Here is a 14,528-nt window from a genome sequence, read left to right on the forward strand (position 1 = left end):
GCAATATCAAATCGGTATAAAACCGACTGATAAATAGGTACTACTCGTCAATATAAGTGCGAAGCTTTTCAGAACGGCTTGGGTGACGTAGTTTACGCAACGCCTTAGCTTCGATCTGACGAATACGTTCACGGGTTACGTCGAACTGCTTACCAACTTCTTCAAGCGTGTGGTCGGTATTCATATCAATACCGAAACGCATACGAAGAACTTTTGCTTCACGAGCCGTAAGCCCGGCTAAGATTTCGTCAGTGACTTCTTTCAAGCTTTCGCCTGTAGCGGCGTCCACCGGTGAGTCAATCGTCGAGTCTTCGATAAAGTCGCCAAGATGCGAATCTTCGTCATCACCAATCGGTGTTTCCATTGAGATTGGCTCTTTAGCGATTTTTAGGACTTTACGGATTTTATCTTCCGGCATTTCCATACGTTCTGCCAATTCTTCTGGCTGTGGCTCGCGACCCATCTCCTGAAGCATTTGACGAGAAATACGGTTTAGCTTATTGATCGTTTCGATCATGTGTACCGGGATACGAATGGTACGCGCTTGGTCAGCAATCGAACGAGTAATCGCCTGACGAATCCACCAAGTCGCATAAGTCGAGAACTTATAACCACGACGGTATTCGAATTTATCGACCGCTTTCATCAAGCCGATGTTACCTTCTTGAATCAAGTCCAAGAACTGTAAGCCACGGTTGGTGTATTTCTTAGCGATAGAAATGACCAGACGCAGGTTGGCTTCAACCATTTCTTTTTTCGCGCGACGAGCTTTCGCTTCGCCAATCGACATTTCACGGTTGGCTTCTTTAATCTCTAGCACTGATAAGTCACAGCTTTCTTCAACTAACTGCATCTTACGCTGTGCTTTTCGAATATCTTCAGCGAACTCGGCTAATGCTTCTGAGTATTTGCTCTTTTTCGCAAGGTGTCCATCTAACCACTCAGGGTTGGTTTCTGCACCTGAGAAGGTTGTAATGAAGGTTTTGCGAGGCATGCGTGACTTTTTAACTGCCATATGCATGATGTAGCGCTCTTGCTCACGAATGCCGTCCATCTTTGTACGAAGGTTCTGCACAAGGTACTCAAACATGCGAGGGGCAAGCTTTAAATTCATAAAGAGCTCGCGCATGGCTTCAAGCTGTTTCGCTGATGACTTATGATCACGTCCGTAGCGTTTGATAGCTTTTACTGTTTTCTCGTACTGCTTAGCCAGCTCAGAGAAGCGTTGCTCCGCTTCTTCTGGGTCAGGCCCAGTATCGACTTCAGTGCTATCATCATCGTCTTCATCATCATCGGCGTCATCGTCGACATCTTCGTCATCAGCTTCCGCATTGGCGTTAGCGATTTGCGCTGCTTCTGATTCTTCTTGTACGAATTCTGCTTCTTCACCGTCAAGGAAGCCAGTAACGATGTCAGTTAAACGAATAAATTCGTTTTTATACTGCTCATACTCTTCGAGCAAAATACGAATCGTATCCGGGTAGTTACCAACAGCCGTTAGAACCTGGCGAATACCTTCTTCAATACGCTTAGCAATATCGATCTCGCCTTCACGTGTAAGAAGTTCAACACTACCCATTTCACGCATGTACATACGCACCGGATCAGTGGTTCGGCCAAATTCGCCATCGACGCTGGCTAATGCTGCCGCTGCTTCTTCAGCAGCATCTTCATCAGTTACAGAGTCGTCATTGATAATTAACTCATCTTCATCAGGCGTGGTTTCGTACACCTGAATCCCCATATCGTTAATCATGCGGATAATATCTTCGATTTGTTCCGGATCGACGATATCGGGTGGTAAATGGTCGTTGACCTCAGCATAGGTTAAGAAACCTTGCTCTTTACCACGCGCAATAAGTAATTTTAACTGCGACTGCTGTGACTGTTGCGAATTCTCTGACATCTAGAATACCTTTGTTGTGATCACACACCGTTTGCGAACAATAGTTGTGGAGCTTGCGTTGGACGCACAAACCCCTAGCGGTTGACGCATGGCGAACCGCAAATTATACAGAATTTGCCCCCATCACAGCAAGCCTTAGCTTTTCTCTGCTTTTCGGGGCTTTTGTTTGGCCAACAATAGTAATTGCTGGTATTCGGATTTTTCTGTAGCCGTTAATTTTTGACCTGATTGTTTATCCTTTAACCTTAAGTAGTCCAGACGGAGTGTCTGGGCTTGGCGCAACAATTGCTTCATGCAATCTTGAAGTTCAGCCTCTTCGTTACCCTGCATCCGCTCTTCACGCTCAGTGACCGCGAGCTGGGAAAGTCGCTGGTACAGCTTTTCCTGTTCTCGCCAATATTCTAGCAGGGTACCTGTAGTAATATTGGGGTTCTTGTGGATGATTTCAAGGAGTTGCTGTAACAGCTTTGGGCCCATATCAGGCAAGGTTTTTAACCATGCAAAGTTATGAATATTGAGCCCTAGAGAGGGGTTTTGCAGAAGCAATGTTAGCGCTAACTGCATGGTTTTATTCGTTTTTTGTGATGCTTGCGCTGGTTTCTGAGTCGGTGCCGGCTGTGGTTTTGGTGCCGGTTGTTCTATGATTTTCTCTAATTTCTCAACAGACAGTCGCGCCCTTTGAGCCAGTGCATTGCTGAAAAACTCATGATAAATGGGGTCGGTGACTTTTTCCAAATAAGGTTTTGCTAGGTGTACTAGCTGGCCTCGACCTGAAACCGACTCTAAATCAACTTGTGAGGCCAAGTGTTCGAGTAAGAATTCAAATAATGGCGTAGCTGATTCGACTTGTTGTATAAATTGTTCTTTGCCAACCTGGCGCACCATCGAGTCAGGATCTTCGCCATCCGGCAAAAACATAAGTTTAATTTCACGCCCATCTCTGAGTTGAGCCAAACCGTGCTCTAAAGCGCGTAACGCAGCATCACGACCAGCTCTGTCACCGTCAAAACATAATACTAGCTCACGAGTCGCACGGAACAATTGTTGGAGATGGCTTTCGGTAGTGGCAGTCCCCAAAGTCGCTACAGCATTGTTTATTCCGAACTGAGCGAGGGCGACCACGTCCATGTAACCTTCAACAATCAATAAACGTTGAAGCTTACGGTTGGCTTGACGAGCTTGATACAAACCATACAGCTCGTTGCTTTTATGGAATATGGGTGTTTCTGGTGAGTTTAAGTATTTTGGTTCACCGTCATTAATAATGCGCCCGCCAAAAGCAATTACTCGACCGCGCTTATCTTTGATCGGAAACATAATGCGGTCGCGGAAGCGATCGTAAACCGACGTTTCTTTTTTAATTAACATGCCACAGTCAATTAACTGCTGTTGGAGTTTCTGGTCGGTGCCAAGCTTAGGAAATATTTTCTCTAGGTTACGCCATTCGCCAGGGACATAGCCGATAGCAAATTGTTTGGCGATTTCGCCACTGAGCCCTCGTTTTTTTAGGTAGTCCACTGCGACTTTGCCTTGGGGAGTGCTGAGTTGGCGGTGGTAAAACTTGGCAATCTTTTCCATTAGCTCATAAAGGCTGACATCTACCTTCGGACGATTTGGAGCACTCTCGTCCCGCGGGACTTCCATGCCTAAACTTGTAGCCAGTTCTTCTACTGCGTCGGGGAATTCGAGGCGATCGTACTCCATAATGAAGCCGATAGCGTTGCCATGAACGCCACAGCCAAAACAGTGATAAAACTGTTTATCCTGGCTAACGGTAAAAGAGGGTGTTTTTTCGCCATGAAAAGGGCAGCAAGCTTTATAATTGGTTCCCGCTTTTTTTAAAGGCACGCGCGAGTCAATCAAATCGACAATATCGATTCGAGCCAGTAGTTCTTGAATAAACTGCTGAGGGATCAGTGCCATTTTATTATCTTAGAGAAACTTTATTGTAGAGAATACAGTTAATGTGCCCAATAATAGCAGAGGGCGAATATTTTACCTAGTTCGTAACGGAACTAGTGGATAAAAAACGGGGGTGTAGAATAGAAATGTTGGCTTAAGACAAACGTGCCTTAATTTTGCCACTGACAGCACCCATATCGGCACGGCCTTGAAGCTGTGGCTTTAGCATCCCCATGACCTTACCCATATCTTTCATAGATTCCGCACCAGTCTTGGCGACTGCGTCTTCTATCAGGGCATTAATTTCTTCATCAGTCAAAGGCTGCGGAAGGAATTCTTGAAGAACATCTATTTCAGCTTTTTCGATGTCCGCTAGCTCTTGACGGCCAGCATCTTCATATTGTTTTATTGAATCGCGTCGTTGCTTAACGAGCTTGTCTAAGATAGCAAGAATGGCCGTGTCATCTAGTGTTTCACGAGTGTCAACTTCGACCTGCTTAATAGCAGATAAAGCTAGGCGAATGGTAGTCAAGCGCTCTTTTTGCTTAGCGCGCATGGCATCTTTCATTGCCTCTTTAAGACGATCATGTAATCCTGACACGGCTATCCTCTCACTTATTTAATGGCTTTCTTAAAAAGAATTGCTTAAATAAGCTCTTAATACAAGCGAATGCGACGAGCGTTTTCGCGAGCTACTTTCTTCGCTGCACGCTTTACTGCCGCTGCTTTTTCACGCTTGCGCACAGATGTTGGCTTTTCGTAGTGTTCACGTTTACGAACTTCGGCCAAAATACCTGCTTTTTCGCATGAGCGCTTGAAGCGACGTAATGCAACGTCAAAAGGCTCGTTATCTTTTACTCTTACGCTTGGCATTAAAAATCACCTAACCTTTAAATTAATGTTAATAAAATCATGTAGTTACTGTCTTGCAACCAAACTATTGTCACAAGAAGGGCGCAAATTTTAAACATTTTTTGATCAAAAAGCAAAGAAAAGGCCCCTTTTGGGGCCATTTTTTTGGTTATTGGATGCTGTAGTCGAGTTTTACGTAGTAAAAAGCACCGTTAATTCCGAAAGGCGTCGACTCCCATGGGTAGATATAGTTACCAAATTCTGGCGAATCACTGATGAAACGGTGAACGGCATTTTCCGGTAATTTGTCTGGGTATTCATCGGTAATGTTGTTACCGCCAACCGTCAGCTTAACGCCATTGTCGAAGTCATATCGCACTTCTAAATCAGCCAGCCATTTCGCGCTCGAGCGTACAGCTGGAGATGGGTCAATTCCTAGCACTCCATTACACACGTCTGGGTTCTGCGTTGGAATGCCTAAGCCCTGACAGGTGAAGAAGGATGTTTTGACTTTACCGTAACGATTGACTTTTAATGATGTTGACCAATTATTGATGGCCCAATCTAAACCCAGCAATAAGCGCTGGCGTGGCTGGCCGGTTTCGACGTTATCGACCTGAGCTTGCGAGAATAAGGTTTCAGGTAATACACCGTCAGGTGCGTTGATTTCTTTAATCTCTGTGCGGTTGTAGTGGGTTAACCAAGTAAAAGTAAAGTCGCCCCAGTCATCAGTGCCCCAATCGTAGGTCAGCACTAAGTCAGCACCAAAGGTTTCAGTATCAATCGCGTTAGAGAAGAACTGACCTTTGTTATAGCCGTTGGCATTCAAGAAATCTAACGCTTCCTGGTTCACCACTGGGTTACCGTTAGCATCGGCATTTTGGCCGTTTAAGCCGCCGCCTAGAACAATGCGGTCTTCGATATCGATTTGGTATGCATCTAACGATATGCTTAAGCCGTTTCCTGGGCTGTAAACCGCTCCAAGGCTAACGTTTTCAGACGACTCATGTTCTAACTGTTCAACACCATAAGCTGATGCAAACACACTGCCTTCAGGCGCGTGGAAGGTTTGTGACAACTCAGTGCCATCAACGTCAGTAAACACGGTGGTGAATGCTCGTTGGGCTAAGCTCGGTGCACGGAAGCCTGTTGAGACCGCTCCGCGTAGACCAAAGCTTTCGGTTACGTCCCAGCGTACGGAGATTTTGCCGGTGGTTGCATCGCCAGCATCGCTATAGTCTTCATAGCGTCCGGCAATCCCCAGTAAGAAATTTTCGCTGAGGTTCGTTTCCATATCTACGTAGAATGCATAGTTATCGCGCTCACGCTGGCTTGAAGCCGCGATCTCGGGACTGTAACCGGGGAAGCCTTGCATACCACAAGCTGCCGCAACGCTCGGATCGATGACGGAAGGGAAAGGGTTATTGGTATCGCCAGTATATCCGCAAGAATACGACACTAAGTCGCCAGCTTTAATGCCGTAGCTTTCTTCGCGATACTCTAGACCGGTTGCTAAATAGATATCGTCATACCAGCCCCAATCTACGGCGCCATTTAAGTCAAAGTTATAGGTTCTTTGAGTAAAGCCAATGCTACCACTGTCAGCGGAGGTTGGGCCTGAGTTGGCACGAATTTCAGCATCGGTAGCGCCAGGGTTGTTTTGTACATACTCGGCGGCAATGGAAGCATTCAGTGAGTTGGACGCAGCAAAGCCGAATTCATTATTGCCATAAACGGCACTTAAGTCATACTCCCAAGATGACTCTCCAATAAAGTCACGAACCCCGAAAGCGAGTGACGTATCTTTTACGGTGGTGTTCTGAAGTGGTAGAAAGCCATCAGAATAGACTTGTGGCACGTTACGATCAGCGCGGTCTTCAAATCGGTAGAATCCTGCTGATTGGCCAATGCGATCAGATACGCCACCGAAGAAATAGGCAATACCTGCTTCGCCATTGAAGAATAAATATTTATTTTCGGAAGATGAATCACCTAAACGCATGATCACGCGGTCTTTGCGGTTACTGATCCCTGCGCGGTTGGTTGCGCCACGATCACGAAACTCAGCCGTTAAGTTCAAAAAGCCGGTGTCGCCAATGTTAATCGTGCTGTTAGCCGATACTTGATTAACCTGGCCATCGCCTTCTTTGGTCTCGCCCCACTTACCGGAAAGCGTCGTACCAGCACCGCCGCCTTTTAGGATGATGTTGATCACGCCAGCGATAGCATCTGAGCCGTACTGGGCTGCCGCGCCATCACGTAGCACTTCGATGTGTTCAATAGCAGAAACAGGGATTGAGTTAATGTCGGTACCTGCCGAGCCGCGACCAATGGTTTGCTGGATATTGACCCAGGCTTGGCTGTGGCGGCGTTTGCCGTTGACCAGAATAAGAACCTGATCGGGGCCAAGGCCGCGAAGCGTCGCTGGGCGGATGATATCAGTACCGTCGCTCACGGTGGTGCGTGAGAAGTTAAATGAAGGTGCAAGCTTTTGTAACAGCTCGCCGACCTCGCTAGCACCAGACTCTTCAATAATGTCACTGGTAATCAAATCGACCGGAACGGCTGTATCTTCAATCGTACGACCGCTGACTCGAGTACCGGTGACGATCATGGTTTCAGCTTTTTTGCCTTTTTCTGCTTTATTATTCTCGTCAGCAGATTGGGCGGTGGTTGAGTAGCTAGCTGCAAGTGTTGCCACGACAGCTGCGTGTATTATGGTTTTTTTCATGGTATTCCCCCTATATGGTAGAGGGCTAAGGTAGCGATAACATCAGTGATAATCTGTGAAATCGTTCTAGATTATACAAATGTTATAAGCAATTTTTACCAAGGTTGTAGCCTCTCGCTAAGAGAGGCTTATTTATATATAATTCCTGCATTGATTTAGGACATAGTTAAGGCAAATTTGCATTGAAAATACTGGGTATAGAAACGTCTTGTGACGAAACGGGGGTTGCTATTTATGATTCTGAGCAAGGGATCATTGGCGATGCTTTATACAGTCAAGTTGAGTTACATGCGGAATATGGAGGTGTGGTGCCTGAGCTGGCTTCGCGTGATCATGTGCGTAAGACGATCCCGTTGGTTAAAGAAGTGCTAAAGCAAGCCAACTGTACTAAAGATGACATTGATGCGATTGCTTATACCAAAGGTCCCGGATTAATTGGTGCTTTGTTTGTTGGTGTCGGCGTTGGGCGCAGCTTGGCTTATGCGTGGGGTATCCCTGCGATTGGCGTGCATCATATGGAAGGGCACCTTTTAGCGCCAATGCTGGAAGACGACAAGCCTGACTTCCCCTTTGTTGCACTGCTGGTTTCCGGTGGGCACACATTGCTCGTGGACGTACAGGAATTGGGGCAGTACCAAATCTTAGGCGAGTCGATTGATGATGCCGCGGGTGAAGCCTTTGATAAAACCGCTAAGATTATGGGGTTAGGTTATCCGGGTGGTCCTGCGTTAGCGAAGCTTGCGGAAAAAGGTCGAGCGGGAATTTATAAGCTACCACGTCCGATGACTGATCGCCCAGGTTTAGATTTTAGCTTTAGTGGTTTAAAAACAGCCGTGGCCAATCTTTATAACGGTTCTGACAAGTCCGAGCAATCAATGGCTGATATCGCTTACGCGTTCCAAGAAGCCGTAGTCGACACGATTTTTATTAAATGCAGAAGAGCCTTAGAGCAAACTGGTCACAAAAGACTGGTAGTCGCTGGTGGTGTAAGCGCTAACGTGGCACTTAGAGCTAAGCTGACAGACTTACTCGAATCGAAAGGCGGTAAAGCCTATTATCCACGTCCTAAATTCTGCACCGATAACGGCGCCATGATCGCTTACGCGGGTTATTGCCGCCACCAAGCGATACTAAATGGGCAAGATCAGTTTGAAGAGCCAGCGGTTAGAGCCAAGCCGCGCTGGCCGATTGTGGAACTAAGTTAGAAGACTGAGTTAAGAGGTCGGGTTAAGCAAGAACTGTCCCTGCATAAGTATCAATAAAAAAGTAAATAGTGATAGCGATACTGGCAAGAATCACAAAAAGCCTAACGTGGTGCTGAGACAGCTTTTTAGATAAATTGGCGGCGATAAAACCTCCGACTAAAGCCCCAGCTAAGACAATAAAGCCTTCATACCAAGCGATGGCATCGTTGTAGATGAATATGACAATGGCGACTAACGCCACAACCGTCGAAAGTAGAAGCTTAATACCATTCATCGCGTTGATGTTAGTGTATCCCGCTAGCGCTAAGTAGCTCAGAGTGATAATCCCCTGACCGGCGTTAAAGAAACCGCCATACACGCAAATTCCAAATAAAGTTAGCGCCAGCAAAACCTTGCCGATAGCTGAGGCGTGTCGGTGCCGAGTGTTGAGCTTTTTCAATGCAGCGTTGATGCGCCCACCGAAAATAAATAAAAGTGTCGCGAATAGCAGTAACCATGGGATGGAGGTTCTGAACGCCTCTTCAGGAATTTGAAGTAGTAGCCAAGCGCCTAAAATACCGCCGAGTAGAGCGATAAAGACAAGCTTGGGTAACTCTTTTTTATACGCACGCAAATCCTCTTTAAAAGCATAAGCGCCGCTTAAGTAACCACCACAAGAAGCAAAAGTGTTAGTGGCGTTAGCGCTGACTGGCGGTATGCCCACAAACATTAATGCCGGAAAGGTGATAAAGCTACCGCCACCAGCGATAGAGTTAACCATGCCGCCAAGAAGTCCAGCGCTAAAAAGAAGAAGCAGTTCAAACATAGATAATGATTACTTTGGCTTTACCGCGTTAGTTGTTTATACATGACTCGCTTTCCTATTGAATACCTGCATCAATAAAACCAAAACAACAGAGCCCAACACCAACCATGCAAAATTACTCGGTGTGCCATCGAACAGAATGGCGAGTAGTGGGCCAGCGAGGGCGCCTGAGCCGAAGCGGAGGGTGCCAATAACCGCTGTGGCAGTGCCGCTTTTTTCGGCGAAAGTATTGAGCACAAGTGCGTCGGAGTTGGTGGTGATAAAAGCCAGCGAGCCGAGTAGCAGGAAAATGGAGGCGGCTGTGGCGTAGAGGCCTAAGTCCAGTTGCAGCACGGTAAAAAATGTTGTGCCTGTAAACAGTGCGTAAACTGAACCGAAGCGTAGTAGCTTGCGTGAGCCAAAGCGTTCAACAATGCGGCTATTGATGATGTTGCTGATAAAGAGGCCGATGACGTTGATGGCGAATAAAATACTGAAGGATTTTTCACTGGCGCCGAAGTGCGTAATGTAAAGGTACGAAATTGATGTCAGGTAGCAGAAAAACGCAAACGTAGCGAACATGGAGGTGAAAATATCCAGTCGCACCGTTTTGTTAGCGAATACCGAACGATAGTTGTTGGCAAATTCTCTAAGCCATTGACGGTTTTTCTTCTTTGGCATACTGCTCGGCAGTTTCCACAGCACCAGCGCGAGAATTAACACGGCATACACCGCCAAGACTAAGAATATACTCCGCCAGCCGGTAAAGTGCAGGATAAAGCTACCAATACTGGGCGCGATCATCGGCGCAATCATCATGATCATGCTGACGTAAGACAAACCTTTTGCGGTGTGTCTTCCGTACATATCTCGGATCACGCCGGGTACTACGACGGTGGCGCCGCTACTAATCGCCGCTTGGAAAAAACGTAAGGTCAGGAAGCTTTCGATAGATTCCGCAAATGCTAAAGCCACTGAGAAAAAAGCAAAGCCAAGCAAGCCAATGATGACCACGCGACGACGGCCAATGCGGTCAGCAATCGGACCGAAAAATAACATTCCCAACGCGTACCCGGCCATGTAAATACTTAACGAGTTTTGTACCGCTGTCGGTGTGGTCGATAATTCTTCGGCAATGGTCGGCATGGCCGGTAAGTACATATCAATCGCTAGGGGTGATATCGCAACAATTGATGCTAACAGTGGCAGAAGTCGTAAAGGGTTTTTAATGTGGGTTGCACTCATTCGTTGACCTTAGGTGGCTCTTTCCTGTCCGACTCTTTCTTATCGGTGATTTTTCGCTCAGTACCATGCCATAAGTTTTTGATATTTTGACGGTGTCGCCAAGTCAGTATTAGGAACATGGCGAAAAGCGGGAAGAAGTACCTATGATCCATGTAGAAGCCAAAGGCTGCAACAGCAAAACTGGATAGTAGAGATGCAAGAGATGAATAGCGACTGAAGAAGGCAGTTACGGCCCAAGTGATCACACAGAAAGCTAATAAAAGCGGTGATAGTGCGACTAATGCACCAAAATAAGTCGCCATACCTTTACCGCCTTTGAAGTTAAAGTAAAGCGGGTAGAGGTGTCCGATAAAGGCCATAAAACCCACCCAACCGAGATTTCGATTGTGCAGATCGAGCGCGTAGCCAATCAGGATTGGGATGATAGCTTTGAGCATATCACCGAGAAGCGTAAATAAAGCTGCTTTTTTTCCGCCAAGTCTTAAGACATTGGTTGCGCCGGGGTTGTGGGAGCCGAAATTCCGAGGGTCGGGTAATTGCATAATGCGACAAACAATAACAGCGCTCGAAATCGAGCCTGTGAGATAGGCCAGTATCCATAGTCCTACTACGTCCCATTCCATGAGTTAGGGGGTATCCTTATAGTTTTTCATGAGCAAAGGTGCCATTGAAGACTCGAAACTCCATCTTTATGTGTGTCGCGATAGCCATTGTGGGTAGTTTATACAAAAAATCAGGCTATTGATAACAAATTGGCTGGAATTTGATATTCTAACGGGCTACTAACAGAATAATTAGAGAAAAACGTGGATATTGTTTTTATTGAAGATTTAAAAGTCGATACAGTCATTGGCATTTATGACTGGGAACGCCAGATCCGCCAGACCATTAGTATTGATTTAGAAATGGCTCATGATATTCGTCCAGCGGCAAAGGAAGATACGATTGATCAGTGCTTGGACTATAAATCTGTGGCTAAGCGTGTGATTGGGTTTGTTGAGGAAGCTGAGTTTCAATTAGTCGAAACCTTGGCAGAAAAGATCGCAGAAATCATCCAAACTGAATTCAATGTTCCATGGCTAAAACTAAAGCTCAGTAAGCCGGGAGCCGTTCGAGGCTCTAAAAATGTGGGCGTGTTGATTGAGCGCGGGACTAAAGAGGCTTAAGCGAGTTGTTATGCCAAAAATTTATATCAGCATTGGCAGTAACCAAGACGCGGAGCGGCAAGTGCGCTTCGGCGTCAAGCAGTTGAACTATTACTTTTCAGATTTAAACGTGTCTCAAGTTTATGAAAGCGAGGCGGTTGGATTTGATGGCGATAACTTCTTAAATCTGGTGGCGAGCGCTAAAACCCAGCTCAGTATCTCGCAGGTGGATCAGGCTTTTAAGGAAATCGAAAAAGCTGCTGGGCGAGTAAGGGGAGAAGCTAAATATAGTAACCGAACTCTGGATATTGACCTTTTGCTCTATGATGATTTGGTGTGTGATAAACCGATCAAGTTGCCTCGCGGTGAAGTGTTACATCATGCGTTTGTGTTATTGCCCTTGGCTGAAATCGCTCCGACTTTAGAGCATCCGGTTGAAAAGAAATCTTATCAAGAATTGTGGGATGCTTTTGACAACAAAAGCGAGCAAAGTTTGTGGGCTATCAAGTTCGATTGGGAGAGTGCTTTATGACGCGAAGAACAGCGTTAATTACGGGCGGTGCTATTCGAGTGGGTAAGGCTATTGCCTTGGCTTTAGCGGAGCAGGGGTATGATATTGCGATTCACTATAACCGCTCCTCTCATGAGGCTGTACAAACTGCGGAAGAGGTTAAAAAGTTTGGAGTAAATGCCAAACTGTATCAGGCTAATTTGAGTGAGCCTGAGCAGTGCCGTGAGTTGATTGAGCGTGTATTTAAAGAGAACGACTTGTCGGTACTGGTTAACAGTGCGGCGGTTTTCCCTGAAACTGACTCTGTGATGGAGGGGCTCGCTGAGTGGGACTCAGTCATGAATTTGAATTTGCGAGCGCCACTGGAGTTGTCAAAAGCTTTTGTCGATAACACTCCTCTGTCTGGCCACATCATTAATATACTAGACGCTCGTATAAATCGACCTTCCGGTGACCATCTGGTATACCGCCTATCAAAGTCGGGACTATGGCATTTGACCGAGGCTTTAGCACAGGATTTAGCGCCTAACATCCAAGTCAACGGTTTAGCGCTTGGTGCTATTATGCCACCGCCGGGTGCCAGCCAAGATCACTTTGAGCGGATGGCGGAGAAGATTCCTTTAGCACGCACAGGTTCGCCGAAAGCCGTTGGCGAGGCTGTAGCTTTCTTAGTCGGTCAAGAGTTCGTGACAGGTGTGGTATTGCCAATTGATGGTGGTGAATTTTTATAATGTCAGTTGAGCCTGCGGCGTTACCGGACTTTTGCCGGAACTATCAAGATTATCAACAGCTATTACAGCATCAGTGCCATGCCTTAGAAGTCCCTGAGCCAGAACAAGCGGCTATTGAAGCAAGTTTTCAGTTGGCACAAAAAATAGCGGAGTTAATTCATTTTAATGGAAAGCTACCCTTTGCTCAGTTTATGCAGCAGGCGCTTTACCATCCCGGGTTAGGTTATTACAGTGGCGGTAGCCATAAGTTAGGTGCGGGGGGTGACTTCGTGACGGCTCCTGAAATATCACCCATGTTCGGTCAAACTATAGCGAAGAGCTTGCAGCAGGCTTGGAACAATACTGAGCCATGCGTTCTTGAGTTAGGTGCTGGCACAGGAAAGCTAATGTGCGATATCTTGCAGCAGTGTGAGTCGGATAATCAGCTCCCAGAAGCCTATTATATTTTAGAAGTATCGGCTGAATTGCGTCAGCGCCAGCAACAAATGCTGAATGACAAGTTGCCACAACTCAAGCCGTTAGTTATTTGGCTGGATCGGTTGCCGGAGTCATTCCAAGGAGTGATTATTGGCAATGAAGTTATTGATGCTATTCCTGTCGATCTTTTCATGCAAACTGAGCAAGGTCTAACGCAAGGGTTCGTCGCTCATAATAATAATGGCTTTAAGCTTGAGTTTGAAGAAACCAGTTTTAGCCAAGGGTGGCAAAAGAAGCACGCCGACCTTTGCCAGGAATGGCCAGAGGGTTATTTAGCGGAGTCTTATGATTTAAGAATAGACTGGTTAAAAAGCCTCGTTGAGTGTTTAGAGCAAGGGTGTATTGTGCTTATTGATTATGGCTATGAGGAAGAAGAGTTGTATTCTCCTTACAGACCACAAGGCTCGCTGCAGTGTTATTATCAGCAGAGAAAGCACTCAGTGCCGTTAGCGCTGTTGGGATTACAAGATATAACCAGTTCGGTGAACTTCACTCAGCTTGCTCAAGCAGCGCTTGATAATAATGCTCAAGTCTTGGGTTTTACCACACAATCTCAGTTTTTGACCTTGAGTGGCATAGAGCAGTTTGTGGCGCAGCCACAAGATTCTGATACAATGTCGAGCCTATCAGTAGCGCAACAGTTACAAACATTATTGATGCCCAATGAGATGGGGCAGAACATTAAGGTTCTGGGTTTATCCAAAGGGTTTTCAGGCGCACTTTCAGGGTTTACTTCACTTGGATTGAATCAAGCATGAAAAAATTAATAACCGCTGGTTTACTCGGTTTATTTTCACCATTAGCTGCTGCAGCGGCCGCTGGCAAAGGTGATAGCTGGTACTGGCTATTGGCGCTAGCCGTGGTGATTTCTATTTGTTTATCGTCACTATTGGTCTGGCGCAGTAAAAAGCTCAATACCTTTACCTTAAAAGCCGTTGGTTTTGGGGCTTGGTTTTGGTTTATTATTTTTATTCAGGTGATGATCTACGGGTTTTACGTCGGCTTAACTAAATAAATCACCGTCTATTTTGCCCTTATG

14 protein-coding genes are annotated in these 14,528 nt (G+C 46.2%); 6 read left to right on the top strand and 8 right to left on the bottom strand.

Going from position 1 to position 14,528, the window contains the following annotated elements; all coding sequences use genetic code 11:
* Positions 1–40: 40 nt before the first annotated feature.
* The 5 genes from rpoD to TQ33_RS02000 form a co-directional block, all read right to left on the bottom strand.
* The gene (rpoD, locus tag TQ33_RS01980; protein WP_046560581.1) at positions 41–1,906 is read right to left on the bottom strand and encodes an RNA polymerase sigma factor RpoD; all 1,866 of its coding nucleotides are present in this window, start codon (positions 1,904–1,906) and stop codon (positions 41–43) included.
* 135 nt (positions 1,907–2,041) lie between these two features.
* Positions 2,042–3,829, bottom strand: coding sequence for a DNA primase (gene dnaG, locus TQ33_RS01985; protein WP_046560582.1), 1,788 nt, complete (start codon positions 3,827–3,829; stop codon positions 2,042–2,044).
* A 133-nt stretch (positions 3,830–3,962) separates the two neighbouring features.
* Positions 3,963–4,409, bottom strand: coding sequence for a GatB/YqeY domain-containing protein (locus TQ33_RS01990; protein WP_071841086.1), 447 nt, complete (start codon positions 4,407–4,409; stop codon positions 3,963–3,965).
* A gap of 56 nt (positions 4,410–4,465) precedes the next feature.
* Positions 4,466–4,681, bottom strand: a complete 216-nt coding sequence (gene rpsU / locus TQ33_RS01995) for a 30S ribosomal protein S21 (protein WP_046560584.1) — start codon at positions 4,679–4,681, stop codon at positions 4,466–4,468.
* Between the two features lie 148 nt (positions 4,682–4,829).
* Positions 4,830–7,391: a TonB-dependent receptor plug domain-containing protein gene (locus TQ33_RS02000; RefSeq protein ID WP_046560585.1), complete on the bottom strand. Its 2,562-nt coding sequence runs from the start codon at positions 7,389–7,391 to the stop codon at positions 4,830–4,832.
* Between the two features lie 182 nt (positions 7,392–7,573).
* Here TQ33_RS02000 and tsaD point away from each other — a divergent pair, with 182 nt between their 5' ends.
* On the top strand, positions 7,574–8,596 hold the full coding sequence (gene tsaD, locus TQ33_RS02005) for a tRNA (adenosine(37)-N6)-threonylcarbamoyltransferase complex transferase subunit TsaD (RefSeq protein WP_046560586.1): 1,023 nt from the start codon (positions 7,574–7,576) through the stop codon (positions 8,594–8,596).
* A gap of 22 nt (positions 8,597–8,618) precedes the next feature.
* Here tsaD and TQ33_RS02010 read toward each other — a convergent pair whose 3' ends face one another.
* Genes TQ33_RS02010 through plsY form a run of 3 tightly spaced genes read right to left on the bottom strand, consistent with a single transcriptional unit; the run spans position 8,619 to position 11,248 of the window.
* The gene (locus TQ33_RS02010) at positions 8,619–9,401 is read right to left on the bottom strand and encodes a sulfite exporter TauE/SafE family protein (protein ID WP_046560587.1); all 783 of its coding nucleotides are present in this window, start codon (positions 9,399–9,401) and stop codon (positions 8,619–8,621) included.
* Between the two features lie 36 nt (positions 9,402–9,437).
* Complete coding sequence (locus tag TQ33_RS02015; protein ID WP_046560588.1) at positions 9,438–10,625, bottom strand: Bcr/CflA family multidrug efflux MFS transporter; 1,188 nt, start codon at positions 10,623–10,625, stop codon at positions 9,438–9,440.
* On the bottom strand, positions 10,622–11,248 hold the full coding sequence (plsY, locus tag TQ33_RS02020) for a glycerol-3-phosphate 1-O-acyltransferase PlsY (protein ID WP_046560589.1): 627 nt from the start codon (positions 11,246–11,248) through the stop codon (positions 10,622–10,624). Before plsY ends, TQ33_RS02015 begins: the two co-directional genes overlap by 4 nt.
* A gap of 183 nt (positions 11,249–11,431) precedes the next feature.
* Between plsY and folB the strand changes: the two genes are divergently transcribed.
* From folB to TQ33_RS02045, 5 genes are read left to right on the top strand one after another with little or no spacing between them, the layout of a single operon-like run.
* Positions 11,432–11,791, top strand: coding sequence for a dihydroneopterin aldolase (folB, locus tag TQ33_RS02025; RefSeq protein ID WP_046560590.1), 360 nt, complete (start codon positions 11,432–11,434; stop codon positions 11,789–11,791).
* Positions 11,792–11,801: 10 nt separating this feature from the next.
* Positions 11,802–12,302 (top strand): 2-amino-4-hydroxy-6-hydroxymethyldihydropteridine diphosphokinase, encoded by a 501-nt coding sequence (gene folK / locus TQ33_RS02030; RefSeq protein ID WP_046560591.1) that lies wholly within the window; start codon positions 11,802–11,804, stop codon positions 12,300–12,302.
* Positions 12,299–13,012 carry an SDR family oxidoreductase gene (locus TQ33_RS02035; protein WP_046560592.1) on the top strand — a complete coding sequence of 238 codons (714 nt, stop codon included), beginning with the start codon at positions 12,299–12,301 and terminating at the stop codon, positions 13,010–13,012. The genes folK and TQ33_RS02035 overlap by 4 nt, the downstream gene beginning before the upstream one ends.
* Positions 13,012–14,247 carry a class I SAM-dependent methyltransferase gene (locus TQ33_RS02040; RefSeq protein ID WP_052735161.1) on the top strand — a complete coding sequence of 412 codons (1,236 nt, stop codon included), beginning with the start codon at positions 13,012–13,014 and terminating at the stop codon, positions 14,245–14,247. The genes TQ33_RS02035 and TQ33_RS02040 overlap by 1 nt, the downstream gene beginning before the upstream one ends.
* Positions 14,244–14,504 carry a hypothetical protein gene (locus TQ33_RS02045; protein WP_046560593.1) on the top strand — a complete coding sequence of 87 codons (261 nt, stop codon included), beginning with the start codon at positions 14,244–14,246 and terminating at the stop codon, positions 14,502–14,504. The genes TQ33_RS02040 and TQ33_RS02045 overlap by 4 nt, the downstream gene beginning before the upstream one ends.
* Positions 14,505–14,528: the final 24 nt, after the last annotated feature.

Origin of the sequence: Kangiella geojedonensis, from assembly GCF_000981765.1 — a bacterium.
In the GTDB taxonomy this organism is placed as follows: domain Bacteria; phylum Pseudomonadota; class Gammaproteobacteria; order Enterobacterales; family Kangiellaceae; genus Kangiella; species Kangiella geojedonensis.

Excerpts from the sequence above, each read along its gene's own strand:
- folK (WP_046560591.1), top strand. The coding sequence starts at position 11,802 with ATGCCAAAAATTTATATCAGCATTGGCAGTAACCAAGACGCGGAGCGG.
- plsY (WP_046560589.1), bottom strand. The coding sequence starts at position 11,248 with ATGGAATGGGACGTAGTAGGACTATGGATACTGGCCTATCTCACAGGC.
- TQ33_RS02015 (WP_046560588.1), bottom strand. The coding sequence starts at position 10,625 with ATGAGTGCAACCCACATTAAAAACCCTTTACGACTTCTGCCACTGTTA.
- rpsU (WP_046560584.1), bottom strand. The coding sequence starts at position 4,681 with ATGCCAAGCGTAAGAGTAAAAGATAACGAGCCTTTTGACGTTGCATTA.
- rpoD (WP_046560581.1), bottom strand. The coding sequence starts at position 1,906 with ATGTCAGAGAATTCGCAACAGTCACAGCAGTCGCAGTTAAAATTACTT.
- TQ33_RS02045 (WP_046560593.1), top strand. The coding sequence starts at position 14,244 with ATGAAAAAATTAATAACCGCTGGTTTACTCGGTTTATTTTCACCATTA.
- TQ33_RS02000 (WP_046560585.1), bottom strand. The coding sequence starts at position 7,391 with ATGAAAAAAACCATAATACACGCAGCTGTCGTGGCAACACTTGCAGCT.
- TQ33_RS02010 (WP_046560587.1), bottom strand. The coding sequence starts at position 9,401 with ATGTTTGAACTGCTTCTTCTTTTTAGCGCTGGACTTCTTGGCGGCATG.
- TQ33_RS02040 (WP_052735161.1), top strand. The coding sequence starts at position 13,012 with ATGTCAGTTGAGCCTGCGGCGTTACCGGACTTTTGCCGGAACTATCAA.
- TQ33_RS02035 (WP_046560592.1), top strand. The coding sequence starts at position 12,299 with ATGACGCGAAGAACAGCGTTAATTACGGGCGGTGCTATTCGAGTGGGT.
- dnaG (WP_046560582.1), bottom strand. The coding sequence starts at position 3,829 with ATGGCACTGATCCCTCAGCAGTTTATTCAAGAACTACTGGCTCGAATC.